Source organism: Nocardia otitidiscaviarum NBRC 14405, from assembly GCF_000308635.1.
GTDB classification, from domain to species: domain Bacteria; phylum Actinomycetota; class Actinomycetes; order Mycobacteriales; family Mycobacteriaceae; genus Nocardia; species Nocardia otitidiscaviarum.
Map to the genome: position 1 here is coordinate 1 of NZ_BAGD01000027.1, position 24,030 is coordinate 24,030.

The window sequence follows — 24,030 nt, forward strand, 5'->3', positions numbered from 1 at the left end:
CCGCGACTCTCGCCACGCTGCTGGGTATCACGGGTTCGGCGGGGCTCGGGACGGGTTCGGCCGCTGTGGGTTCCGCGGCGGTGGGATCGGCCGCTACCGGGTCGGCCGCGCTGGCCGCGCTGTGTACCGGTTCGGCGGCCGTCGGTTCGGCGGGGGTGGGCTCCGCGGGTGCGGGGTCCGCCGCCGGGTCCGCCGCGACGGGTTCGGGTGCCGGGTCGGCCGCGCTCGGCTCGGCCGCGACCGGATCGACCGGGGTCGGTTCGGCGGCCGTCGGTTCCGCCGGGATCGGTTCGGCGGCGGTCGGTTCCGCGGGTGCCGGTTCGGCGGCGACGGGTTCGGGCGCGCTCGGATCGGCCGGGGTCGGCTCGGCCGCCGTCTGCGCCTCCCCGCTGCTGCTTCTGCTGATCCCGCAGCCGACACCCGCACCGGTGCCCCCGCCCGTACCGCTGGAGATTCCGAAACCGCCCGCACCCGCAGCACCCCGGGTACCGCTGCCCGTGGTGGCTCCGCTGGTCGTGCCGCCCGCGGTGGAGGCGGCTCCGGCGCCACCCGCGCCTCCCGCCCCGCCGGCGGCGACCGATCCGGTGCTGGCACAGCCGGATCCGCAGGTGCGGCCCACCTCCGACTCGGGTCTGCTGCCACCGATCAAACTGCTGTCGGTCATCGGCGGACTCATTGCGCTCACGCTCGCGGGCGTGGGTTCCGGTGCGGTGAGCGCGCAGAGCGCGTCCGCGGCGCAGGCGCGGATCGATGCCGCGCGCGCCCAGTTCTTCGGCCCGAGGGCGTGAGGGGGCAGCGATGACCGAGAGTCGAGCGCATAGCAGCGCCAGCAGGTCTTACCGTCGGGTGGCGGCCGCCGTCGACGCGGTGTGCGCGGTCGCCGCCGATTTCGACGCCACCACCCTCGACGAGGTGGTCGACGCCATCTCGCTGGAGCGACGGCGGCCCATCGAGATCGCCAGCGCGCAGTTGGGGCCGGGTGTGTGCGGTCAGCGCCGCAGCTACCCGGACCGCGATGTGATCGTGCTGGCCGCCGCGCTACCCACGCGCGAGCACACGCTCGCGCACGAGCTGGGCCATATCGTGTTCGACCATCCGGGCGAGGCCGCGACCGAGATCACGCTGGAGGCCAGCGAGGACCTCATCGCCTACATGCTCAGCCAGCGCGCGCACCAGCAGATCGTGGATCTCGGCGAGGACGAACTGTGCGAGTGGGAGGCGGAGACCTTCGCGAACATGCTCATGACCCGACTGCGCGTATTCAACAGCCGCGGCGCGGGCGTCTCGGTCCTGCGCTTCGACGAGGCACTCGGATGACCGGGTCAGGGCCGGGAGGAGGCAGCGTGCGTAACCACGGAGGGTCCCCCGGGCATCCGCGCCGGACGCTGCTGACCGGGTCAGGGCCCGGAGGAGGCAGCGTGCGTGATCATGGTCACCCCCTCGAGCGGGAGGACACAGCATGACCTTCTGGTTGACGGCTCTACTGGTCTGGATGGCGGCCGGGGCGCGGGTGGGCCGGGTGCTCGTCAAACCCGCGACGACCGCGCGGGTGGCGATCGTGATCGCGGTGGCGTCCGTCGCGGCGGCCTCCACCGTGGCGATTCCGGATGTGGCGGTCGCGGTCGATCACATCGCGCCGGCCGGGGTGCGCGGAATGTGGTTGTCCGACAGGCTCACTCCCATGCTCTGGACGCTGTTCGTGACGGCGACCTCGGTGGTGGCCGCGGCGGCGTGGCCGGTGGTGTCACGCCGGAATCTGCGCCAGATCTCCTGGATGATCTATGCGGGCGGCCTCATCGCCATGACCATCACCCTGGTGTGGTCCACCACCTTCGGCTGGGTGGTCGCCCTGCTCGGCTGCGTCTTCATCGTCATCACCGGCGTGCGCAACCTGGACTGGACCACCCTGGGCCGCGGCATCGCGCTCTACACCACCGGCACCCTGGTGGTCGGTGTGCTGTCGACGCTGTCGCTGCGACGTGAGATCGATCACGCCGCCATGCCGAAACCGCAGCAGCCGGACTGGTTCTGGCCCGCCTGGCAGATCGCGTCACTGCTGATCGCCATGGGCGCGGTGTGGATCGTGATCGAGCTCTGGCTGCGAGCTCGCCTGCTGCTGCGAGAGATTCGCACCCTGCACCGGGTGCTGGTGGCGCGCTTCCCGGAGGTGGTGACCAAGGATCAGACCGGGTCCACCACCCAGCTCAAGGCGTCCGATCAGGTGGCGCAGATCATGGACGCCCTGTTCCTGCAGTCCGGTGGCGGCGTGGAGTTGGCCGATGCCGGTGCGCCGCCCGAATCGGTGGCCGAACGGGCCGAGCGGGTGGCGTTGTGGGCGCGGAATCCCTTCGGCGAGACCGTGGTCGACGGTCGATGGATCGCCCCGCCCCCCGGCGTGAGCCCACGCGGCTGGGCTCAGGCCATTGCTCGCGCCTTCGACGAGGCGCTGGAAAGTGGGGCCGGTCAGCCGTCCGCGCAGCGCTGAAACGCTCTATTCGACCGGGGTCCACCTTTCGGTGGATTCCGGTCATAAGTGCGCCGGAATGGCGATGGTCCTGACCGTTGTGTGCATCTGAAAGTGCACTGTGCACAGATCGCGTGTGCGGTTTGCACAACTCGATCGGAAATCCAGCAAAACGAAACGACCCCCCGTGGCCGTATCCGGTACATCGCCCGACAATCTGCGCGATGCACACCAGGGGAGGTCGTCTCACCGATATGTGCTCGGACCCCGCGCAGCGATATGCCAGGAGTGCGCATATCTGCTCCGCGCAGGGGTGTACGCCACATGGTCCCTGTGCCCTGAGACCGGTGCAACACCCCACGTGCCAGCCGCACGATGGCGACGCTGCCCTGCAAGCAGCGCCGTATCGTTCGAACGCTCCTCGTGGAACCGGCTGGAAGAGTCCTGTGACAAACCAACACAGTGCGGTTCCGAGTCACCCGCACTGTGTTGCCTTGAGGCAGGGCCTATTCCGTGCCGTCCGGAGGAATTTCGGGCAGCCCCTCTGATGCCCGCAACTTCTCCGCCATGGAGGTGAGGAGGTTCTGATTCTTCGGAGAGGTCGAAGGCCCTACTCGACAACCGACGCAGTCCGTAGCCCTGCAGCTGGGACAGTAGCTCCAGATCATGATCGATCTTGGCAGCGTAGATGTCGTTGAAGAAGTAGTCCGGCTTGACCTTGAAGAACTTCGCCAGCGCAGCCACCGTCTCGTCCGACGGATTCGTGCGCTGTCCCGACCGCAGCTGTGACAGATACGGTTTCGAGATCGGATGGCCGGAGGCCGTCAAGGCCGCCGCCACCTCTGCGTTGGTGTGCGGCTTACGCCCCGGGGGATGCACGGTTTCGAACAGCTTGTTCAGCCGCGCCGCGAAATCAGCCATTGTGAGCCGCCCAATTCCCTTCGCTGTACTAACAGTCGTTATCTCGGATACGTATCATTGATATTAGCGGCTCAGTAACTGAAAACCTACGCCTGATTCGCGATTTCCTTGAACCTTCTCGGCGGTGATCCGGTGAAGCCGCTGTGGCTTGGGCGTTTGCGGGCCACCCTCACGGTTCTTGCGGATGGCTTAAGAGCCCCGGTTCTGGCCCGTCGCGAAGGTCTTCCGTAACAAGCCGCTAGTAGCTATAAGATAGCTGACGAGTCATCATCTTGTCTGTACCGAAGTTTGTGTGGCGTACGCCACGTTTGAGCGGTCGTAGGATGAATGTTCAACCTCATGGCCGAAAATGATTGGGGACTAGACCCGTTCGATGATCGTGCCCGTCGCGAGTGCGCCACCGCAGCACATGAGGATCATGGCGGTGCTCTTGCCCGAGCGCTCCAGCTCGTGCAAAGCCGTTGTGATCAACCGCGATCCGGTGCTGCCGACCGGGTGACCGAGCGCGATGGCCCCGCCGTTGACATTCACCCGGTCGAAGTCGGGCTTGTGCACCGAGGCCCAGGACAGCACCACGGATGCGAAAGCCTCGTTGATTTCGAACAAGTCGATATCGCTCATGCTCATGCCGCTGCGCTCCAGCAGGCGGGCGCACGCCTGCACCGGCCCGTCGAGTTGGTATTCGGGCTCACCGCCGACCAGGCACTGCGCCACGATGCGGGCGCGTGGGCGCAAACCATTGCGCGCGGCGGCCCTTTCGTCCATGAGTAGAACTGCTGCGGCACCGTCGGAAATCTGCGAGGAGGTGCCCGCGGTATGAATACCGCCCTCCTGCACCGGCTTCAGCTTCGCCAGGCCCTCGCGGGTGGTCTCGCGCAGGCCCTGGTCGCGGCTGACGTCCATGGTCTCGCCGGTGAGGTTGCCCTCCTTGTCCACCTGTGGCGCGCCCTTGACGGTCAGCACCTCGCGGTCGAAGCGGCCCTCCGCCCACGCCTGCGCGGCCAGCCGCTGCGAGCGCTCACCCAGGGCGTCGGTGTCGTCGCGAGTTATGCCGCGCCGCTTGGCAATTCGTTCCGCGCCGGTGAACTGGTCGGGCATGTCGATATCCCAGCTGGCCGGACGGCGGGGCCCGGCGTGGGTGCCGACATTGGCGCCCAGCGGCACGTGGCTCATGGACTCGATGCCGCAGGCCAGGCCGACCTCGATGGCCCCGGTCGAGATGAGTCCGGCGACCAGGCCCGCGGCCTGCTGGGCGGAGCCGCACTGGTTGTCGATGGTCACCGCGCCGGTCTGCCAGGGCAGACCCGCGTGCAGCCAGGCGGTGCGGGTGACATTGTTCGACTGCTCGCCGACCTGCATGACGCAGCCGCCGACGACCTGTTCCACCAGCAGGGGGTCCAGGGCCGCTCGTTCGAGCACGCCCCGCTGTGCCGCGCCGAGCAGTTCGGCGGCGTGCAGACCGGCCAGCCAGCCATTGCGCTTGCCGATGGGCGTGCGCGCGGCCTCGACGATGACGGGAGTTCCCATGTCGTTCCTTTCGGGTACAAACTGAAACAGGTTCGGATTCTGTTACAGCTGTTTACTAATTCGTCTTCCTCAGTCGTACCACCTGTGCTTCAATGATGGTAGAACGTGTTTCAGTCGGTCAAAGGAGACTGCTGGTGGTCGACACCTCAATGCGTCCCAATCTTCCGGACGGATTCGATGTCACGGACCCGGACATGTGGGAGAGCCGAGTCCCGGTCGAAGAATTCGCCGAACTGCGGCGAACCGCCCCCATCTGGTGGAACCCCAAATCACCGGACGTGGGCGGCTTCCACGACGACGGCTTCTGGGTGGTCAGCAAGCACGCCGACGTCAAGGAGGTCTCCCGGCGCAGCGACGTGTTCTCCAACTACGAGAACACCGCCATCCCGCGCTTCAACGACGACATCACCCGTGAGCAGATCGAAATGCAGCGGTTCGTGATGTTGAACAAGGACGCGCCCGAGCACACCAAGCTGCGCAAGATCATCGCCAAGGGCTTCACCCCGCGTGTGATCAACGGCCTGCGCGCCGAGCTGACCGCACGGGCCGAGCGGATCGTGCGGGCCGCCGCCGAGTCCGGGCGCGGCGACTTCGTCGAGCAGGTGGCGGCCGAACTGCCGCTGCAGGCCATCGCCGAGCTGATCGGCGTGCCGCAGGAGGACCGCAAGAAGATCTTCCGCTGGTCCAACGAGATGACCGGCTACGACGATCCGGACAGCGATGCCGACCCGCTGGTCGCCTCCACCGAGATCCTCGGCTACTCGTACCAGATGGCCGAGGAACGCAAGCGGTGTCCGGCCAGCGATATCGTCACCGAACTGGTGCAGGCCGAGATCGACGGGGAGTCGCTGTCGTCGGAGGAGTTCGGCTTCTTCGTCATGATGCTCGCCGTGGCGGGCAACGAGACCACCCGCAATGCCACCACGCACGGCATGCTCGCTTTCCTCGAGAATCCGGAGCAGTGGGAGCTGTTCAAGGAGAAGCGGCCCCTGACAGCGGCGGACGAGATCATCCGCTGGGCCACGCCGGTCAGCATGTTCCAGCGCACGGCGTTGGAGGACACGGAGCTGTCGGGCGTCCGGATCGAGAAGGGGCAGCGCTTGGTGTTGCTCTACCGGTCGGCCAACTTCGACGAAGAGGTGTTCGAGGACCCGTTCACCTTCGACATCCTGCGGGACCCCAATCCGCACCTGTCCTTCGGCGGCACCGGCGCGCACTTCTGCATCGGCGCGAACCTGGCCCGCCTCGAGGTGGAGATCATCTTCAATGCCATCGCCGATCACATGCCGGATATCACCGGCATCGGTGATCCGCGGCGACTGCGCTCCGGCTGGCTCAACGGCATCAAGGAGTTCCAGGTCGACTACCAGACCTGCCCCGTGCGGCACTGAGGCGAATCGACAGCGCCGATATGAAAATCGCGGCGGGCGTCCGGAATCCGGACGCCCGCCACGCATTTCGGGTCGCATCGAGCGAGTTCTAGCGTGTTCCAGGCGGTTTCATGGTCGCCATGGCGCGCTCCTGCTCCCAGAAGGCGCGCAGGGCCAGGATCTTCCCGTCCTCGTCCACCTTGTAGGTGAAGACACCCTCGGCGTCGATCACCTGGCCGCCCATGTAGGTGCGGATCTTCCCGGTGAAGGCGATCTCGCGACCGCAGGCGAAGGAGTCCTCGAAGAGGAATTCGATCTGCTCGGTCGGTGCGATCGCCTTGTCCCAGAACGCCGCGATGGCCTCCGCGCCGCGGTGGCCCCTGCCCTCCGGATCGAAGAAGGACGGGCCGACCGGATCCTCCACGATGCCGTCGGCGGCGAAGAGCGCGACCCAGGCCGCCTTGTCACGCGCCCGGACCGCGGCCTGCGAGGCGGTTCCGGCGACCCGCGCCGGATGCTCGGTGGTGGTGGTCACGGCTGCTCACTCCCCACTACCCACATCGAGAAGTACTGCGAGCCACCACCATAGGCGTGCCCGAAGGCCTTGCGGGCGTTTTCCACCTGATAGTCGCCCGCGCGGCCCATGACCTGCTTGGCGGCCTCGGCGAAGCGGATGAGCCCGGAGGCCCCGATCGGATTGGACGACAGCACGCCGCCGGACGGATTGACCGGCAGCTTGCCGCCGATGGCGGTGTCGCCGGAGTCGGTGAGCTTCCAGCCCTCGCCCTCGGGCATGAACCCGAGGTTCTCCAGCCACATGGGCTCGAACCACGAGAACGGCACATAGATCTCGGCCGCGTCGATCTCCTCGAGCGGATTGGTGATACCGGCCTGCTCCCAGAGGGCGCGGGCAGCGTCCTGTCCGGCAAGGGGATTCACCTGATCGCGACCCGCGTAGGCGAGTGGTTCGGTGCGCATGGCGGTGCCGTGCACCCAGGCCACCGTCCGGCCGCGGGCCTCCTGCTCCTTGGCCGAAGACTCGTCGCCGATGACGAGCGCGCACGCACCGTCCGAGGACGGGCAGGTCTCGTCGAAACGAATGGGATCCCAGAGCATTTGGGAGGCCAACACCGAATCCATGGTGATATCGGCCTGCCGCAGGTGGGCGAGCGGATTGCGGGCGCCGTTGCGGCGGTCCTTCACCGCGACCATGGCCCCGATGTGCAGCGGGGCGTTGGCGCGGCGGATGTAGGCGCGCACGTGCGGGGCGAAGTAGCCGCCCGCACCCGCGCCGACCGGTTTGGTGAAGGGCACCGGATTCGACAGCGCCCACATGGCATTGGATTCCGACTGCTTCTCCCAGGCGACGGCGAGTACCTTGCCGTACACGCCCGCCTGCACGTGATTGGCGGCCACGATGCCGGTGGAGCCGCCCACCGAACCGGCGGTGTGCACGCGCAGCAGCGGCTTCCCGGTCGCGCCCAGGGCGTCGGCCATGAACAACTCCGGCATCATGGAGCCCTCGAAGAAGTCGGGGGCCTTGCCGATGACGACCGCGTCGATATCGGCCATGGTGAGCTCGGCGTCGGCGAGGGCGCGGTCGATGGCCTCGCGGCACATACCCGCCATGGACACGTCCGACCGCTTGGTCACATGGTTGGTCTGTCCGGTGCCGAGTACGGCGGCGGGGTGTGTCATCGTGCCTCCAAAGTGGCGACCAGGTTCTGCTGCAACGCCGGACCGCTGCTGGCGTGCGCCAGGGCGCGATTCGCATTGCCGTTGATGATTTCGGTGGCGGCGAAGCCGATGCGCTCCAGACCCGCCGCGAACAGGGGGTTGCCCGCCAGCGGCCCGCCGGAGGGGTTGATGCGGGTCGAACCGTTCAGCCCGATGGCCTGCCGCAGAATGATCTGCTCGTGGCTGTACTGCGCGTTCAGTTCGGCGACATCGAATCCGGCCGGGCCGTCGCCGATGGCGGCGCGGGCCGCGCGGGCCGTGGACTCCGAGACGGTGAGATCGCGCGCGCCCAGCATCGGGGTGTCGATGTAGTGCGCCATACCGGTGAGCCAGGCGGGCCGCTCGCACAGTTCGCGCGCCCGGTCGCCCACGGCCAGCACGATGGCGGCCGCGCCGTCGGTGATGGGCGCGATGTCGTGGGCTCGGAACGGGTCGGCCACGTACGGTGCGGCCAGTAGCTTCTCGATATCGGTTTCGGTCCGGGCGGTCTCGGTCGCCTCGCCGTAGGCCGCCGCGGCGGCGGCACTGTCGGCGGCGACGGCGGCCATGTCCTGTTCGGTCCAGCGGCCGGCGTCCAGTCCGGCTCGCGCCTGCAAACCGGCCATGGACACCGCGTCCGGCCACAGCGGCGCGACGACGTAGGGGTCGGTCTGGAGGGTGAGGACCTGGCGCAGGGTGCCCGCCGAGGGCTTGCCGAAGCCGTACACCAGCGCCGTCTTCGCCTGTCCGGAGCGCAGTTTCACCCACGCCTCGTACAGTGCCCACGCCGCGTCCATCTCCACGTGCGATTCGTTGATCGGCGGCACCGCGCCGATGGAGTCGATGGCGGAGATGAACGAGAAGGCGCGCCCGGCAAGGTAATCCGAGGAGCCGGAGCACCAGAAGTCGATATCGGCGGTTTTGATGCCGAGGTCGTCGTAGAGCCGCGTGAAGCAGGGGTGCAGCATCTCCACGCCGTTGGTGGTGCCGAAGGTCTCCGGCACGTGCGGTGCGTGCGCGAAGCCCACCACCGCGATATCCATTGTGTTGCTCAAGGTTTCAGCGCCTCTCTACAGGTGGTGCGCGAAGGTCTCGTACTCGGCGTCGGGCTCGCCGGTGGGCTCGAAATGGGAGATGTTGTCCAGCCCGTAGTCCCATTCCTCGCGCGGCTTCCACACCGCCTTCACCCGCATGCCCATGCGCACCTCGGCGGCGTCGATACCGAGCACCAGGTGCAGGAAGGGAATGTCCGCGCCGTCCAGCAGGATGTAGGCGGCCACGTACGGCGGCTTGATGCGCTGGCCCTGGAACGGCACGTTGACCACGCAGTAGGTGGTGACGATGCCGGTATCGGGCAGGTCGACGTAGTCCTCGGTGGGTGCGCCGGTGCGCGGGTCCGCCCCGCGCGGCGGGAAGTACACCTTGCCGTCGTTGCCCGCCTTCGCGCCGAGCAGCCTGCCCTCCACGAGGGCCTTCAGGAAGGCGGTCTCCTGCGGTGCGGCGGTGTGCTTGAAGCTCAGGTCGATCGGCGTCACGATGCCGGTGATCGGCTCGGCCTCCTCCGCAGGCGTTGCGGCGACCGAGAATTCGCCTGGTTCGAAGCAGGCGATGTCGTGAATGAAGCCCTTGCGCTCGGTCGCCCAGCGCGCCCGCACCCGCATCCCGGTGCTGATGTCCGCGGGCGAGGCCACGTCCACGGCGTGCAGCAGGGCGGTGTCCGCGCCGTCGAGTTGGATGAGCGCCCAGGCGAACGGGCGGTCGAAGGGCTGGCCCGGCAGCGGCTGCGCCACCCAGCTCCACGACCGCACGGTGCCCACATCGGCGACCTCGACGAACTCGGTCAGCCGTTCGGCGGTGATCGGATCGAATTCCGCTGGCGGCACGATCACGCGCCCGTCGGAACCACGCACACCGACGATCTGCCCGGCGCGCAGGCCGGTCAGGAAGCGGCCGATGGTCGGACCGGTGGAGCGGGTGTAATCGAACTGCATCCGCAGCGGTGCGGCGAGTACTTCGGTGTTCCCCAGAGTCACGAGATCGAGTAGAACAGGTTCTTATTATGGTCGCAAGAGGCCAGTTGGGAAGGGAGTCGATCATGCGGTTCGGGTTGCAGCTCGGATATTGGGGTGCACAGCCGCCCGGCAATGCCCAGGAATTGGTCATCGCGGCCGAGCAGGCCGGGTGGGACGCCGTCTTCACGGCGGAGTCCTGGGGGTCCGACGCGTTCACGCCGCTGGCGTGGTGGGGTTCGAGCACCGACCGGGTGCGACTGGGAACGTCGGTGGTGCAGATGTCGGCGCGCACGCCCACGGGCACGGCCATGGCCGCGCTGACCCTGGATCATCTCAGCGGCGGACGGCACATCCTCGGGCTCGGGGTCTCCGGACCGCAGGTGGTCGAGGGCTGGTACGGGCAGCCGTTCGCCAAGCCGTTGCAGCGGACCCGCGAATATGTGTCGATCGTGCGGCAGGTGCTGGCCCGCGAGGCCAAGGTGACCAGCGACGGACCGCACTATCCGCTGCCCTACACCGGTCCGGGCGCGACCGGCCTGGGTAAGCCGCTCAAGCCCATCACCCATCCGCTGCGCGCGGATCTGCCCATCTGGCTGGGGGCCGAGGGGCCCAAGAACGTGGCGCTGACCGCCGAGATCGCCGACGGCTGGCTGGCCATCTACTACACGCCCCGGCTCGCGGACATGTACAACTCCTGGCTGGACGAGGGCTTCGCACGGGCGGGTGCCCGGCGTTCGCGGGCGGACTTCGAGATCGCCGCCACCGCCCAGGTGATCCTCACCGACGATCCGAAGGCCGAGCTCGATCGGATGCGACCGGTCATGGCGCTCTACATCGGCGGCATGGGCGCGGAGGAGCTGAACTTCCATGCCGAGGTGTACCGGCGGATGGGGTACGGCGAGCAGGTCGAGGAGATCACCCGGTTGTTCCGGAGCGGCCGCAAGGACGAGGCGGCGGCCGCGGTGCCGGATGAGCTCATGCTCGACACCATGATCGTCGGCAATGAGGCGCAGGTGCGCGAGCAGCTGAAGGTGTGGGAGGACGCGGGCGTGACCATGCTGCTCGTCGGGGTTCGCGACACCGAGCAGCTGGACCGCCTCACCCCCCTCGTGCAGTCGTAGAACGAGTTCTATATTCTCGGCGTCACGGCGTGAGCGGCCCGGCCAGCACGCTCTCGCCGGACTCCCGGTCGCCCTGCCAGGCGAAGGCCGGGTCCGAACTCGGTTTGCGCTGCCACAGCAGCAGGAGCAGATCCGCTGCGGGAGCGGCGATCTCGGCGGTCGGTTCACCCTTGCCGTAGGTCCGGATGGTCCCGGTGTCGGTGGACCGCACCTGTACGGCGGCCTCGGGCGGGGTCGCCAGCCCGCGGTCGATCATGCGCTGCGCGAACATGTCGAAGACCTCGGCGATACCGTCGTCGGCCAGCGCGGCGTCGATCGGCGCGGCGGTGCCGAGCGCGAACTGCGCGTCCCACAGGTGCATGACCGTCTCGTGGGTGCGGCGGCGCCGCCAGAATCCGACGGTGCGCGGGGCCAGCCGCGTGAAAGTCCATGCCTGGGTGGCCGGATCGGCCGACAGTGCGGTGACGAGGGCGTCGGAGGTCCGGTCGAACCAGGCTCGCAGTTCGGCCGGATCGTGCGGCGCGGGTTCGCCGTCGTCGTTTCCGCGCAATTCGGCGACCGCCGTCACCACCCATTGATTCCCGCGCCCCATATGCTCGACCAGATCGTGGAGGGTCCAGTCGCCGCAGGTGGGCACCGGTGCGGTGAGATCGACGTCCGCGGTGATGAGCTCACCGAAAGCCGTGAGCCGGTCGCGCAAGATCGCCAAGAAGTCCATGCGCCCACGGTAAACGACGTACTCTGTGGCGGCAGCCACAATGCGCCCTGTGGTGGCAGCCACAATTTCTCGTGGTATGGATTGAGAATCGTGTCTTGTCACACACAGGAACACGTTCTATTTTCATCATGTGAGCCACAACATAGCGGACCTTGTCGAACACGCCATCGACCTCATGCCGGATAACGTCGCCCTGGTCGACGACACTCGCTCGGTTACCTATGCCGAGCTCGAGGGGCGAGCCAATCAACTCGCGCACTACCTGCGGGAACGGGGGGTGCAACCGGGTGACAAGGTGGGTATCTACTCGCGGAACACCATCGAGGCCATCGAGGCCATGGTGGCGGTGTTCAAGGCCCGCGCCGTCATGGTCAACGTGAACTTCCGATATGTCGAGAACGAGTTGCAGTACATCTTCGACAACTCGGATATGGTCGCGCTGGTGGTCGAGCGTCGCTACAGCGACAAGGTCGCCAATGTCCGGCCGAACACCCCGCAGCTGAAATCGGTCCTCGTGGTGGAGGACGGCACCGACCTGCCGCTACCCGAGGGCGCGGTGGAATACGAAGCGGCGCTTGCCGGTTGCTCGCCCGAGCGCGACTTCGAGGACCGCTCGCCCGACGACATCTACATGCTCTACACCGGCGGCACCACCGGTATGCCCAAGGGCGTCATGTGGCGACAGGAGGATGTCTGGCGGGTGCTCGGCGGCGGAATCAACTTCCTCACCGGTGAGTACGTCACCGACGAGTGGGAGCTCGCCAAGCTGGGCGCCGCCAACCCGCAGATGGTGCGGTACCCGGTCGCCCCGATGATCCACGGCGGCTCGCAGTGGGCCACCTTCCAGAGCCTGTTCGGCGGCGGCAAGACGCTCATGCTCGCGGAGTTCAGCGGCCACGGACTGTGGCGCGCCGTCGAGCAGCACAAGATCAACCTGATTTTCATCACCGGTGACGCCATGGCCCGGCCCATGGTGGACGCGCTGCTCGAGGGCAATCCGGAAACCGGTGAGCCCTATGACGCGTCGAGCCTTTACGTCATCGCCAGCAGCGCGGCGCTGTTCTCGCCGACGCTCAAGGACAAGATGCTCGAGCTGCTGCCGAACCGGATGATCAGCGACTCCATCGGCTCCTCGGAGACCGGTTTCGGTGGTCTGTCCGTGGTCACCAAGGGGCAGAACCACACCGGCGGCCCGCGCGTGAAGATCGACGCCTCCACCCAGGTGCTCGACGAGGACGGCAATCCCTGCGAGCCCGGTTCCGGCAAGATCGGCTTCCTGGCCCGCAGCGGACACATCCCGCTCGGCTACTACAAGGATGAGGCCAAGACCAAGGCCACCTTCAAGGAGTTCAACGGCAAGCGGTACTCGATTCCGGGCGATTTCGCCCGCGTCGAGGAAGACGGCACCGTCACCATGCTCGGCCGCGGTTCGGTGAGCATCAACTCCGGAGGCGAGAAGATCTACCCGGAGGAGGTCGAGGGGGCGCTCAAGTGCCACCCCGAGATCTTCGACGCGCTGGTGGTCGGCGTGCCGGACGAGCGCTGGGGGCAGAAGGTGGTGGCGGTCGTGCAGTGTCGCGGCGCGAACCGGCCCACGCTCGAGGAGTTGCGTCCGGTGCTGACGCAGGAGATCTCGTCGTACAAGATGCCGCGTGCGCTGTGGTTCGTGGACCAGATCAAGCGGAATCCGGCGGGTAAGCCCGACTACAAGTGGGCCAAGGCGCAGACCGAGGAGCGTCCCGCCGATGAGGACGCGCCCGCGCCCGCCAGCAAGTAGCGCCCGGTTCCGGAGTCGGTCGCGATCCGTGCCGCGACCGGCTCCGATCCGTTCGACCAGGGAAAACGCCGGATCATCCGAGGATTCGCCCAGAGCCGAAGGATATGGAAGGCAGTCCTTTCCGATCCTCCCAACATGTCGGTGGGGTGTGCCAGAGTGGCCCTATGAGCAAGCAGTCCGGCAGGTCCACCACCTCCCTCGATGAGGTGTTGCAGTCGTTCGAGGGGCACCGCCGTGAGCTGTGTGCCTACGCCTATCGCATGCTGGGGTCCTCCTTCGAGGCCGAGGACGCGGTCCAGGAGGCGTTCACGCGCGCCTGGAAGTCCTACGAGTCCTTCGAAGGGCGCTCCAGTCTGCGCTCCTGGCTCTACAAGATCACCACCAATGTCTGTCTGGACATGCTGGACGGGCCGCAGCGCCGCGCCCGGCCCATGGATCTGAACGGACCGTCCACGCCCGACTCGCCGCTGCCCATGCCGGAGCCGGACTACGTGTGGGTGGAACCCATTCCGAACGCGCTGGCCTTCGGCGCGGATCCGGCCGACCACGCCTCGGTGAAGGACACGCTGCGGCTGGCCTTCGTGGCCGCGGTGCAGCATCTGCCCGCCACCCAGCGCGCCATCCTGATCATGCGCGAGGTGCTGCGCTTCTCCGCGAACGAGACCGCCGACATGCTCATGATGTCCCCGGCCTCGGTGAACAGCGCCCTGCAACGCGCTCGCGCCACCATGTCCAAGGTGCAGCCCGACGAGGGCAAGACCTTCGACGAAACCGACGAGCAGCAGCGCAAACTCGTCGACGATTTCGTCGAGGCGTTCGAGTCCTACAACATGGACGCGCTCACCGCGCTGCTGAAAGAGGATGTGGCACTGTCCATGCCGCCCATCTCACTGTGGGTGTCGGGTCCGGACAATGTGGCGGCCTTCATGCTCGGTCACGGCCACGCCTGCCGCGATTCGCGCATGGTGCCGCTGGCGGGTGCGAATGGTTTGCCCGCCTTCGGTCACTACAAGCCGAGCGACGAACCGGGCCTGTGGCTGCCGTGGTCCATCACCGTGCTCGAACTGGATGGAGATCGTATTTCCGGTCTCAACTTCTTCCTCGACACCGATAAACTGTTCCCGCTCTTCGGTTTGCCGCAGGAGTGGCGCGAAGGGGTGGAGGTTTCGACCACCGCGTAGACCCTGTCGGCGCGCATGGTGGATGACGTCGGGGTGGTCCGACGTCGGCGCGACGACACGCGTGAACGGCCCGCCGGGTGTATACCCGTCGGGCCGTTCGCATTTCAACACCTCGCATACCCCTAGGGGGTATGAAGTAGATCACCGCTCCGAGGACTGTCGGCCTTATACCCCATGGGGGTATACATATCCGGGTCGGAACTGATCGGGACACGAGTACGGGTCCCGCGAGTAGTCAGGGAGTGGTTCCCATGTCGGATCGGATATCGGCCCCGCCCGCGTCGCGGCGCTGGGTTGCCTTGGGGCTCATTGCCCTCGCACAGTTCATGGTCATCATGGACACCTCGATCATCGGTGTCGCGCTGCCGAAGATGCAGGAGGAGTTGGGGTTTTCCCAGGAGAACCTGTCCTGGGTCTTCAACGCCTACGTGGTGGTGTTCGGCGGGCTGCTGCTGCTCGGCGGCAAGCTCTCCGACATCCTGGGGGCGAGAAGGGTTTTCCAGGCCGGATGGGCGGTGCTCGGCGTCGGCTCGCTGGCGGCGGGGCTGGCGTCGAACGCCGCCGTCGAACTCATCGGGCGCGGCGTGCAGGGCGCGGGCGCGGCGCTCATCGCGCCGTCGGCACTGACCCTGCTCATGATGCTGTTCGGGAACAACCCGAAAGAGCTGACCAGGGCGTTCGCCGTCTACGGCGCGGCGGCTCCGGCCGGTGGCACGGCGGGAGTCTTCCTCGGTGGGCTCATCACCGAATACGCCTCGTGGCCTTGGGTCTTCTACATCAATATCCCGCTCGCGGTGGTGGCGCTGCTCGCCGCGCCCGCGCTGGTGCCGGACGGTGCGCTGGCACCGCACGGATCGGTCGACATCCTGGGCGCGCTGACCGCGACCTCGGGACTGGGGGCCGCGGTGTTCGCGGTGGTTCGAGCCGACTGGGCGGCCGTGTCGACCTGGGCGATCCTCGTTGGGGCCACCGCACTGCTGATCGCCTTCGTCGCCATTCAGGCGCGGCGCGCGGAACCGCTGATGCCGCTGGCCATCTTCCGGGCTCCGGATCTCGGTGCGGCCAATCTGGCGCAGGTGCTGCTGGGCGCGGCATGGGTGCCGATGTGGTTCTTCCTCAATCTGTACCTACAGCAGGTGCTCGGCTACTCGGCCTTCCCGTCGGGCGCGGCCCTGCTGCCCATGACGGCACTCATCATGATCGGCATGATCGCGCTGTCTCCGAAGCTGTTCGCCCGCTTCGGTGCTCGCACCATGACCGCCACCGGACTGGTGGTGCTGGCGGTCGGGCTGATCTGGTTGTCCTTCGTCCGGCCCGACGGCAGCTTCTGGGTGGATGTGCTGCCCGGCTCGCTGATCGCCGCGCTCGGCATGTCACTGGCCTTCATCCCCTCCCTGCAGACCGCGATCTCGGCCGCGGCCCCCGAGGAAGGCGGTCTGGCCTCCGGCATCGTCAATACCGGCTACCAGATCGGATCCGCTCTGGGCCTGGCCGTGGCCACCGCGATCGCCGCCGCGGCGGGGGCCGAGGCACTGGGCGACCCGGTCGCGCTGGCCGACGGCTTCTCGGCCGCGTTCGTGACCGCGGCCGTGATCGCCGTGGCCGCCGCCGGAGCGGCGCTGGTGACCTTCCGGTCCCCGGCCCGCCGCGAAGGGGTGAGCACTGGCGTCTGACCTGCGTGTCGACCGGAGCCCCATCGACCGACGGCCCGCCGAGTGCTCGGCGGGCCGTCGTGGTGCCCGTGAAAAGCGAAGGGCCCGCCGGGTTTTCGGCGGGCCCTTCGGCGTCGGGGGTCAGCCCGGGTAGTTCATGTGGAACGGCTCCCACTGGTGGCCGTCCGGATCGATGAAGGTGCGGCCGTACATGCCCGCCCCGGCCTCCTGTTCGCGGCGGCTGTCGTCGGCCTCCTCGGTGCCGCCGGCCTTCAGGGCGGCTTCCACCAGGCTGTCCACCTCGGCGGCGCTGGCCAGCGACAGGGCGTAGGCCGCGCCCACCGTCGCGCTGGTGTCGGCGATGGTGCGCTTGCTGAAGTTGGTGAAGAACTCCTTGGTCAGCAGCATCAGGCAGATGTTGTCGTCCACCACGATGCAGGCGGCGTTGTTGTCGGTGAAGTCCGGATTCACCTTCCAGCCGAGCGCCTCGTAGAACCCCTTGGACCGGTCCAGATCGGAAACGGGGAGATTGATGAAGATCATCTTGCTGGCCATGATGTCGTCCTCTCGGCGCGTACTCGTTGCGTATCACAGGTAAGGACGAAGCGGACATCGGAAACTCATCGGTGCCGCTGCGGTAGGGCCGGATACAGCCCTGGAACAGGCCGGATACAGCGCGGGGCGGCGGCACGGAATCCGTACCGCCGCCCCGTCCGGAGACCTCAGCCGGCGGCCAGGATGCCGCCCAGGGCGCGCAGGTGGTCGCTCGCGCCGCCGAGGGCGAACTCGTTGTGCTTGGCGGCGGTGAAGTACTGGTTCACGATGTGATCGCGGTCGATGCCGACGCCGCCGTGCACGTGCACGACGGTGTGGGCGATGCGGTGGCCCGCGTCGGCCGCCCAGTACTTGGCGGTGTGGATCTCGGCGGCGGCGTCCAGGCCCTCGGCCAGTCGCCAGGCCGCCTGCTGCACGGCCAGGCGCACGCCCTGCACGTCGATGTAGGCGTCGGCGAGCCGCTGCGCCACGGCCTGGAAGCTGCCGATCTTGCGGTTGAACTGTTCGCGCTCGCGGGCGTATTCGGCCACCAGTTCCAGGCCGCGCTCCACCGTCCCGAGCTGCTGGGCGGCCAGGCCCAGCCAAGCGCGTTCCAGCAGCCAGGTCAGGAGCTCCGGCCCCTGCTCCAGCGTGCCCACCAATTCCGCCGGGGCACCGGCCAATTCGACCTCGGCCTCGGGGGAGCGGTCGGTGACCAGCTGGTCGGCCAGGTGCACGGTGGACTCGGCGGGATCGACCAGGAAGACGGCGGCCTGTCCGTTCACGGTGGCGGGCACCAGGATTCGTGCCGCCTGCCGGGCGAAGGGCACCGTGATCTTGACGCCGGACAGCCGCCAGGAGCCGTTCTCGTCGGCGGTGGTGACGGGCGTGGCGGGCTCCCAGTTGCGCTCCTCGCTCAGCGCCACGGTCAAAATGGTCTCGCCGCGTCCGGCGGCCGCGGCCAGCTCGCGCTGCGCCGGGGAGCCGAAGGCGGCCAGGGCGCCCGCACCCAGCACCACCGACCACAGGTACGGCACCGCCGCGACCGACTTGCCGAGCTCACGCAGCACGGCCGTCTGCTCCAGCACACCGAAATCGCTGCCGCCCACCGCTTCCGGCAGGGCCGCGGCCAGCACGCCGGTCTCGGACAGCGACTTCCACAGTGCCGCGTCGAAGCGCACGGTGTCGTTGCCCTCGGCATCGGTGGTGCGGTCGAGTTCGCGCAGCCGGTCGGCGGTGACGAGTTTGCCGGTCACCTCGGCGGTGAGCCGGGCCAGATCCTGCTGCGCTTCGGTCAGGGTGAAATCCATGGAGGGTACCTAGCTTTCCAAAATCAACGCGCGGACGGCGGCTGCCGCAGGGCGGTCATGGCGATGATGTCGCGCTGCACCTCGTTGGTGCCGCCGCCGAAGGTGAGGATCAGGCAGGCGCGGTGCATGCGCTCCAATCGCCCGCGCAGCTGCGCGCCCGGCGAGTCCTGCCGCAGGTACGCCTGCGGTCCGAGCACCTCCATGAGCAGCCGGTACGCCTCGGTGGCCAGTTCGGTGCCGTACACCTTGCAGGTGGAGGCGTCCCACGGGCGCGGCGCGGCATCCCCACCCGCGTCGGCCCGGGAAGCGATCTCCCAGTTGAGCAGCTTCAGGTACTCCACCTTGGCGTGCACGCGCGCCAGGTTGATCCGCACCCATTCCTGGTCGATGACGCGGGATCCGGTGGAGGTCTTGGCCTCCCGCGCCCACTCCACGGTCTGCCGCACGGCCAGCGCCAGCGGCGCGGACGAGGTCAGCGCCACCCGCTCGTGATTGAGCTGGTTGGTGACCAGCGCCCAGCCGCCGTTCTCCGGGCCGACCATATCGCTGTGCTTGACCCGAACGTCCTGGTAGTAGGTGGCGCTGGTGTCCGGACCGGCCATGGTGTGCACCGGGGTCCAGGAGAAGCCCTCGGCCGTGGTCGGCACGATGAACATGGAAATGCCCTTGTGCTTCTTGGCATTCGGGTCGGTGCGCGCGGCCAGCCAGATGTAGTCGGCGTAGGCGATGAGGCTGGTCCACATCTTCTGGCCGTTGATGATCCACTCGTCGCCGTCGCGCACGGCGGTGGTGCGCAGCGAGGCCAGGTCGGTGCCCGCGCCGGGTTCGGAGTAGCCGATGGAGAAGTGCAGTTCGCCCGCGGCGATCTTGGGCAGGAAGAACCTCTTCTGCTCCTCGGTGCCGTAGTGCATGATGGTCGGCGCGACCGAGTTGATGGTCAGGAACGGCACCGGCGCGCCCGCGATGGCGGCCTCGTCGGTGAAGATCAGCTGATCCATGGTGGAGCGGTCCTGCCCGCCGTACTCCTTGGGCCAGCCCAGCGCCAGCCAGCCGTCGCGTCCCATCTCGGCGACGACCTCGCGGTACACGTTGCCGTGGCCGTACTCGCCGGTCTGGGCCGACAGCGCCTCGCGTCGTTCCGGAGTGATCAGTCGAGCGAAGTACTCGCGCAGTTCGGCGCGCAGCTGTTCCTGCTCGGGCGTATACGCAATGCGCATAGTGCGGTGTCCTTTCTGCCGCGCCTGGCGATGCGGCGGGTTCGCGGCCTGGAAGGCTCGCGCCGCGAACCGAGGTGGTGAGGCGATAATTGCACACAAAGTGGAACTTGTTCCAGTATGGGAGCCTGTTCCGGCATTTCCGGGTACCTGGGCCGGGGCTGTCTTGTTAGGCTCGGCCCGTAGCTGTGGCAAAGGAGTTGGCTATGAAGGTCACCGTCGATCTCGACCAGTGCGAGGCGAACGGCATCTGTGTCGGAATCGCCCCCGACGTGTTCGATCTCGATGACGAGGACATCCTGCACATCACCGCCGCCGAGGTGCCCGCCGATCAGGAGGACGATGTCCGCACGGCCGTGGCGCAGTGCCCGAAGGCGGCCCTGAAACTTGTCTGAAACCATCCTTGCTAGCAAGGTGTAACACGTTCTAAAGTCGGCCCGGTGAGCGTTTCTGATGTGAGTCTTGCGGGCCGGGTTGCGATCGTGACCGGCGGCGGTGCCGGATTGGGCCGGGCGGAAGCCCTGGCGCTGGCCGGCGCCGGGGCGTCGGTCGTGGTGAACGATCTCGCCGAGAACGACGCGGTCAACGCTACCCTCGCCGATATCCGGGCACTGGGCGCGAAGGCCGAATTCGTCGCGGGCAGCATCGCCGAGCGTGCCACCGCCGACGCCCTCATCCGCACCGCCGACGAAGCCTTCGGCGGGGTGGACATCGTGGTCAACAACGCGGGCATCACCCGGGACCGCATGCTGTTCAACATGTCCGACGAGGATTTCGACGCCGTCGTCGCGGTGCACCTGCGCGGACACTTCCTGCTGACCCGCAATGCGGGCGCCTACTGGCGCGCCAAATCCAAGGCGGCGGGCGCGCCCGTGTACGGGCGCATCGTCAATACCTCGTCCGAAGCCGGACTGCTCGGTCCGGAGGGGCAGGCGAACTACGGTGCGGCCAAGGCCGGTATCACCGCGCTGACCCTCTCGGCCGCCCGCGCGCTGTCGCGGTTCGGCGTGACGGCCAATGCCATCGCCCCGCGGGCGCGCACCGCCATGACGGAGAACGTCTTCTCGGCCGCGCCGCAGGACGGGCCCGATCCGCTGTCCCCGGATCATGTCGCCCGCCTGGTGGCCTACCTGGCCTCCCCGGCGGCCGAGCGGATCTCCGGCCAGCTGTTCGTGGTGTACGGCCCGATGGTCGCCCTGATGGCCGCACCGGTCGTCGAGCGGCGTTTCGATGCCGAGGGGGAGTGGACCGCGGCGGGACTCGCCGCGACACTCGGCGGGTATTTTGCCGAACGCCCTTCCGGCGCTACCTTTTCGGCATCGTCGCTGATGGATCTCGACTGAGTTTCCCATAGCGAGGGTTACGTCCGGCCTCCGGTTGATCACGCGATCAACTATTGGTAGGAATGGGGTTCAACGGTGTGGGACGCCTCACAAGGGCTGTCTCAGACACAAGAGTGATCCCATGGTGAACAAGTTCTCGAGCGCCTGGCTCTCAGGGAGAAAAAGAGCAGTTCAAAACCTGCGAAAGTCTTACGCAGCGACAGTGAACGTGTTCTAATCATTCAGCGGGGCGTAGATCACATTCAGATCTCGTGCGCTATAAGCAAGGCAGGGGCAGGAGGAAACGCGGGAATGAACGACGTTCTTGCCGTGCCGTTGCGGGCGGTCGGAGGGTTCTTCGAACTCGCCGGAAGCGTCGCTCGCGCCGCGGTACGGCCCCCATTTCAGCGCCGCGAATTCATCGAACAAGCGTGGTTCGTGGCTCGGGTATCGATCATCCCGACCCTGCTGGTGGCGATTCCGTTCACGGTGCTGGTCAGCTTCACGCTCAACATCCTGCTCCGGGAGATCGGCGCGGCCGACCTCTCCGGCGCGGGCGCGGCCTTCGGGTCCATCACCCAGGTCGGCCCGATGGTCACCGTGCTCATCGTGGCCGGCGCGGGCGCCACCGCCATCTGCGCGGATCTCGGCGCACGCACCATCCGCGAGGAGATCGACGCCATGCGGGTGCTCGGCATCGATCCCATCCAACGCCTGGTGGTACCGCGTGTGCTCGCCTCCATGTTCGTGGCGGCACTGCTCAACGGCCTCGTCAGCACCATCGGCATCCTCGGCGGCTTCCTGTTCTCGGTCTTCCTGCAGGACGTCAACCCGGGCGCGTTCGTCAACGGCATCACGCTGCTGACGCACTTCCCGGAACTCGTCATCTCCGAGGTGAAGGCCACCCTGTTCGGACTCGCGGCCGGACTCGTCGCCTGCTACCTGGGGCTGAACGTGAAGGGCGGCCCCAAGAGCGTGGGCGACGCGGTCAACCAGACCGTCGTCTTCTCCTTCATGGTGTTGTTCGTGGTTAACGTGGTGGTCACCGCGGTCGGCATCAAGTTCACGGCGCGGTGATCTGATGGCGTTCGTGATCGAGTCCAGATTCCCGCGAATCACCAAGCGGGTCAGGCGTGTTGGCGAGGGTATCGACTCCGTCGGCAAGCACGCCGTGTTCTACGCGCAGTCGATGGCCTCGGTGCCGCGGGCGCTGGTGCACTACCGCACCGAGACCATTCGGCTCATCGCCGAGATCTCCATGGGCACCGGCGCGCTCGCGGTCATCGGCGGCACCGTCGTGATCGTCGGCTTCCTCACCCTCGCCGCGGGCGGCACCATCGCCGTGCAGGGCTACAGCTCCCTGGGCAATATCGGCGTCGAGGCGCTGACCGGCTTCTTCGCCGCCTTCATCAATGTGCGCATCGCCGCGCCGGTGATCTCGGGCATCGGATTGGCGGCCACCCTGGGCGCGGGTACCACGGCGCAGCTGGGCGCCATGCGCGTCTCCGAGGAGATCGACGCGCTGGAGGTCATGGCGATCCGCCCGGTGCCCTTCCTCGTCGGCACCCGGATGCTCGCGGGCATCATCGCCATCATCCCGCTGTACTCGCTCGCCGTGATCGCCTCCTTCATCGCGAGTCGCTTCGCGACCGTGGTGATCTACGGGCAGTCGGCGGGCGTCTACGACCACTACTTCGAAACCTTCCTGATTCCCAGCGACATTCTGTGGTCGTTCGCGCAGGCGATCTTCATGGCCTTGGCGGTCATGGCGATTCACACCTACTACGGCTTCCATGCCGCGGGTGGACCGGTCGGCGTGGGAGTCGCGGTCGGTAACGCCGTACGGGCCTCGCTGGTCGCGGTCGTCACCGTGACGCTGCTGATCTCGCTGGCCATCTACGGCACCTCCGGCAACTTCCATCTCTCCGGGTAGGGCGGCGAATGGGTACGCAAACACGCAAACCACAATCACGGTTCGAAGAGCCGTGGGTGATCCGGCTGTGCGGGCTCGGCATGGTGCTGGGCGTGGTGGCCGTGGTCACCCTCTGCCTGGTCATGTTCGCGGGCGGATTCGAGAACACCGTCAAGGTCTCCGTCGAATCGCCGCGCAGCGGCCTGGTGCTCGACCCGGACGCCAAGGTCAAGATCCGCGGCGTGGAAATCGGCAAGGTCTCCGGTGTGCACAACACCGCCGACGGTGCGCGCATCGATCTCGAACTCGATCCGGAACAGCTGCGGATGGTGCCCGCCAATGCCGTCGTGGATATTCGGTCCACCACGGTATTCGGCGCGAAATATATCAATTTCGTTGCGCCGCAGAATGCTTCGAAGGAATCGCTGCAACCCGGCGCCGTGGTGCGGGCGAGTTCGGTTACCGTCGAATTCAATACGCTGTTCCAGCATCTCAATGACGTGCTCGCGAAAATCGAGCCGGAGAAGCTGAATGCCACGTTGCAGGCGGTGGGTTCGGCATTGCAGGGCCGCGGCGAGAAGATCAACCAGCTGCTCGTCGACAGCGAGGCGTTCCTGCGCGACATCAACCCCTCGCTGCCCACCCTGCAGGAGGATCTGCGCAAGACCACCCAGGTCACCGGTCTCTACGCCGACACCGTGCCGGATCTGCTGCGCACCACTGACAATCTGGTGGTCACCGGCGGGACGCTGGCCGAGCGGGCCGGGGACCTGGACCTGGTGCTGACCAACATCATCGGATTGGCCGACACCGCCACCCCGATCCTGAACGAGACGGAATCGCCGCTGGTGGAAGCACTTCGGCTGCTGCACCCGGCCACCGACACCCTGTACGAGTACCGCACCGCGGTGTCCTGCGTGGTCAACGGCCTCGGCCCGCTGATGCCGCTCTACGGTGAGATCTTCGGCGGCCGGTATCCGGCGGTCTCCATGAACGCCAGCCTCATGCCCGCCGGCGAGCCCTACAAGTACCCGGAGGATCTGCCCAAGGTGAACGCCACCGGCGGACCACACTGTGAGGACGTCACCGGCTGGGAGACCGGTGACAAGGCCAACTACCTGGTCACCGACACCTCGCAGGGGCACGTCTGGCAGCCGCCGACCCAACCGAGCCTCAACGAGGGCACCGTCTTCGAATTGCTGTTCGCCGGATTGCCGGGGGTGAGGTAGCGGTGCGCTTCACACCACACGCGGTCACGGTCAAGCTCGGTCTGTTCACC

Annotated in this window: 22 protein-coding genes and 1 pseudogene; 13 read left to right on the top strand and 10 right to left on the bottom strand. The window is 67.3% G+C overall.

What is annotated here, in order from left to right; translation table 11 throughout:
• The 3 genes from ON31_RS03430 to ON31_RS03440 all read left to right on the top strand — a co-directional run.
• The coding region (locus tag ON31_RS03430) for a hypothetical protein (protein ID WP_039809183.1) at nucleotides 1-788 on the top strand (788 nt) is incomplete at its 5' end.
• Nucleotides 789-798: 10 nt separating this feature from the next.
• The gene (locus ON31_RS03435; protein WP_039809184.1) at nucleotides 799-1,317 is read left to right on the top strand and encodes an ImmA/IrrE family metallo-endopeptidase; all 519 of its coding nucleotides are present in this window, start codon (nucleotides 799-801) and stop codon (nucleotides 1,315-1,317) included.
• Nucleotides 1,318-1,459: 142 nt separating this feature from the next.
• Entirely contained in the window at nucleotides 1,460-2,485 is a 1,026-nt protein-coding gene (locus tag ON31_RS03440; protein WP_039809186.1) for a hypothetical protein, read from the top strand.
• 485 nt (nucleotides 2,486-2,970) lie between these two features.
• Here ON31_RS03440 and ON31_RS35395 read toward each other — a convergent pair.
• Together ON31_RS35395 and ON31_RS03445 are read right to left on the bottom strand one after the other, a co-directional pair.
• Nucleotides 2,971-3,385 (bottom strand): annotated as a pseudogene (locus tag ON31_RS35395) (helix-turn-helix domain-containing protein).
• 360 nt (nucleotides 3,386-3,745) lie between these two features.
• On the bottom strand, nucleotides 3,746-4,912 hold the full coding sequence (locus ON31_RS03445; RefSeq protein WP_039809188.1) for a steroid 3-ketoacyl-CoA thiolase: 1,167 nt from the start codon (nucleotides 4,910-4,912) through the stop codon (nucleotides 3,746-3,748).
• A gap of 149 nt (nucleotides 4,913-5,061) precedes the next feature.
• Between ON31_RS03445 and ON31_RS03450 the strand changes: the two genes are divergently transcribed.
• Complete coding sequence (locus ON31_RS03450) at nucleotides 5,062-6,303, top strand: cytochrome P450 (protein ID WP_039809190.1); 1,242 nt, start codon at nucleotides 5,062-5,064, stop codon at nucleotides 6,301-6,303.
• A gap of 88 nt (nucleotides 6,304-6,391) precedes the next feature.
• Here ON31_RS03450 and ON31_RS03455 read toward each other — a convergent pair whose 3' ends face one another.
• The 4 genes from ON31_RS03455 to ON31_RS03470 are packed head-to-tail and all read right to left on the bottom strand — an operon-like array spanning nucleotide 6,392 to nucleotide 10,031.
• Nucleotides 6,392-6,817: a nuclear transport factor 2 family protein gene (locus tag ON31_RS03455; protein WP_039809192.1), complete on the bottom strand. Its 426-nt coding sequence runs from the start codon at nucleotides 6,815-6,817 to the stop codon at nucleotides 6,392-6,394.
• A complete protein-coding gene (locus ON31_RS03460; RefSeq protein WP_039809193.1) occupies nucleotides 6,814-7,980 on the bottom strand; it encodes a thiolase family protein in 1,167 nt (388 codons plus the stop codon). The genes ON31_RS03455 and ON31_RS03460 overlap by 4 nt, the downstream gene beginning before the upstream one ends.
• Nucleotides 7,977-9,041, bottom strand: a complete 1,065-nt coding sequence (locus ON31_RS03465) for a thiolase family protein (RefSeq protein ID WP_039809195.1) — start codon at nucleotides 9,039-9,041, stop codon at nucleotides 7,977-7,979. The genes ON31_RS03460 and ON31_RS03465 overlap by 4 nt, the downstream gene beginning before the upstream one ends.
• 27 nt (nucleotides 9,042-9,068) lie before the next feature.
• Nucleotides 9,069-10,031, bottom strand: coding sequence for a Zn-ribbon domain-containing OB-fold protein (locus ON31_RS03470; protein WP_039809197.1), 963 nt, complete (start codon nucleotides 10,029-10,031; stop codon nucleotides 9,069-9,071).
• Nucleotides 10,032-10,093: 62 nt separating this feature from the next.
• Here ON31_RS03470 and ON31_RS03475 point away from each other — a divergent pair, with 62 nt between their 5' ends.
• Nucleotides 10,094-11,131, top strand: coding sequence for an LLM class F420-dependent oxidoreductase (locus tag ON31_RS03475; protein ID WP_039809199.1), 1,038 nt, complete (start codon nucleotides 10,094-10,096; stop codon nucleotides 11,129-11,131).
• A 22-nt stretch (nucleotides 11,132-11,153) separates the two neighbouring features.
• On the opposite strand, the gene ON31_RS03480 is transcribed toward ON31_RS03475, so the two are convergent.
• Entirely contained in the window at nucleotides 11,154-11,849 is a 696-nt protein-coding gene (locus ON31_RS03480) for a maleylpyruvate isomerase family mycothiol-dependent enzyme (protein ID WP_039809201.1), read from the bottom strand.
• A gap of 130 nt (nucleotides 11,850-11,979) precedes the next feature.
• On the opposite strand from ON31_RS03480, the gene ON31_RS03485 reads away from it, so the two are divergent.
• From ON31_RS03485 to ON31_RS03495, 3 genes are all read left to right on the top strand, one after another.
• Complete coding sequence (locus ON31_RS03485; protein ID WP_039809203.1) at nucleotides 11,980-13,626, top strand: acyl-CoA synthetase; 1,647 nt, start codon at nucleotides 11,980-11,982, stop codon at nucleotides 13,624-13,626.
• 164 nt (nucleotides 13,627-13,790) lie between these two features.
• Nucleotides 13,791-14,807, top strand: a complete 1,017-nt coding sequence (locus tag ON31_RS03490; RefSeq protein ID WP_039809205.1) for a sigma-70 family RNA polymerase sigma factor — start codon at nucleotides 13,791-13,793, stop codon at nucleotides 14,805-14,807.
• A gap of 251 nt (nucleotides 14,808-15,058) precedes the next feature.
• On the top strand, nucleotides 15,059-16,480 hold the full coding sequence (locus tag ON31_RS03495) for an MFS transporter (RefSeq protein WP_039809308.1): 1,422 nt from the start codon (nucleotides 15,059-15,061) through the stop codon (nucleotides 16,478-16,480).
• A 120-nt stretch (nucleotides 16,481-16,600) separates the two neighbouring features.
• Here ON31_RS03495 and ON31_RS03500 read toward each other — a convergent pair whose 3' ends face one another.
• From ON31_RS03500 to ON31_RS03510, 3 genes are all read right to left on the bottom strand, one after another.
• Nucleotides 16,601-17,014 carry a VOC family protein gene (locus tag ON31_RS03500; protein ID WP_039809207.1) on the bottom strand — a complete coding sequence of 138 codons (414 nt, stop codon included), beginning with the start codon at nucleotides 17,012-17,014 and terminating at the stop codon, nucleotides 16,601-16,603.
• A 167-nt stretch (nucleotides 17,015-17,181) separates the two neighbouring features.
• Entirely contained in the window at nucleotides 17,182-18,303 is a 1,122-nt protein-coding gene (locus ON31_RS03505) for an acyl-CoA dehydrogenase family protein (protein ID WP_039809209.1), read from the bottom strand.
• Between the two features lie 23 nt (nucleotides 18,304-18,326).
• Complete coding sequence (locus ON31_RS03510; RefSeq protein ID WP_039809211.1) at nucleotides 18,327-19,520, bottom strand: acyl-CoA dehydrogenase family protein; 1,194 nt, start codon at nucleotides 19,518-19,520, stop codon at nucleotides 18,327-18,329.
• A 203-nt stretch (nucleotides 19,521-19,723) separates the two neighbouring features.
• On the opposite strand from ON31_RS03510, the gene ON31_RS03515 reads away from it, so the two are divergent.
• The 5 genes from ON31_RS03515 to ON31_RS03535 all read left to right on the top strand — a co-directional run bounded on the left by ON31_RS03515 (nucleotide 19,724) and on the right by ON31_RS03535 (nucleotide 23,980).
• The gene (locus ON31_RS03515; RefSeq protein ID WP_029925417.1) at nucleotides 19,724-19,912 is read left to right on the top strand and encodes a ferredoxin; all 189 of its coding nucleotides are present in this window, start codon (nucleotides 19,724-19,726) and stop codon (nucleotides 19,910-19,912) included.
• Between the two features lie 45 nt (nucleotides 19,913-19,957).
• Nucleotides 19,958-20,860, top strand: a complete 903-nt coding sequence (locus tag ON31_RS03520) for a 3-oxoacyl-ACP reductase (protein WP_029925418.1) — start codon at nucleotides 19,958-19,960, stop codon at nucleotides 20,858-20,860.
• A 291-nt stretch (nucleotides 20,861-21,151) separates the two neighbouring features.
• Nucleotides 21,152-21,916, top strand: a complete 765-nt coding sequence (locus ON31_RS03525) for an MlaE family ABC transporter permease (protein WP_029925419.1) — start codon at nucleotides 21,152-21,154, stop codon at nucleotides 21,914-21,916.
• A 4-nt stretch (nucleotides 21,917-21,920) separates the two neighbouring features.
• Nucleotides 21,921-22,772, top strand: a complete 852-nt coding sequence (locus tag ON31_RS03530; RefSeq protein ID WP_029925420.1) for an MlaE family ABC transporter permease — start codon at nucleotides 21,921-21,923, stop codon at nucleotides 22,770-22,772.
• Between the two features lie 8 nt (nucleotides 22,773-22,780).
• Nucleotides 22,781-23,980: an MCE family protein gene (locus ON31_RS03535; RefSeq protein WP_051036776.1), complete on the top strand. Its 1,200-nt coding sequence runs from the start codon at nucleotides 22,781-22,783 to the stop codon at nucleotides 23,978-23,980.
• The last annotated feature ends 50 nt before the right edge of the window (nucleotides 23,981-24,030 follow it).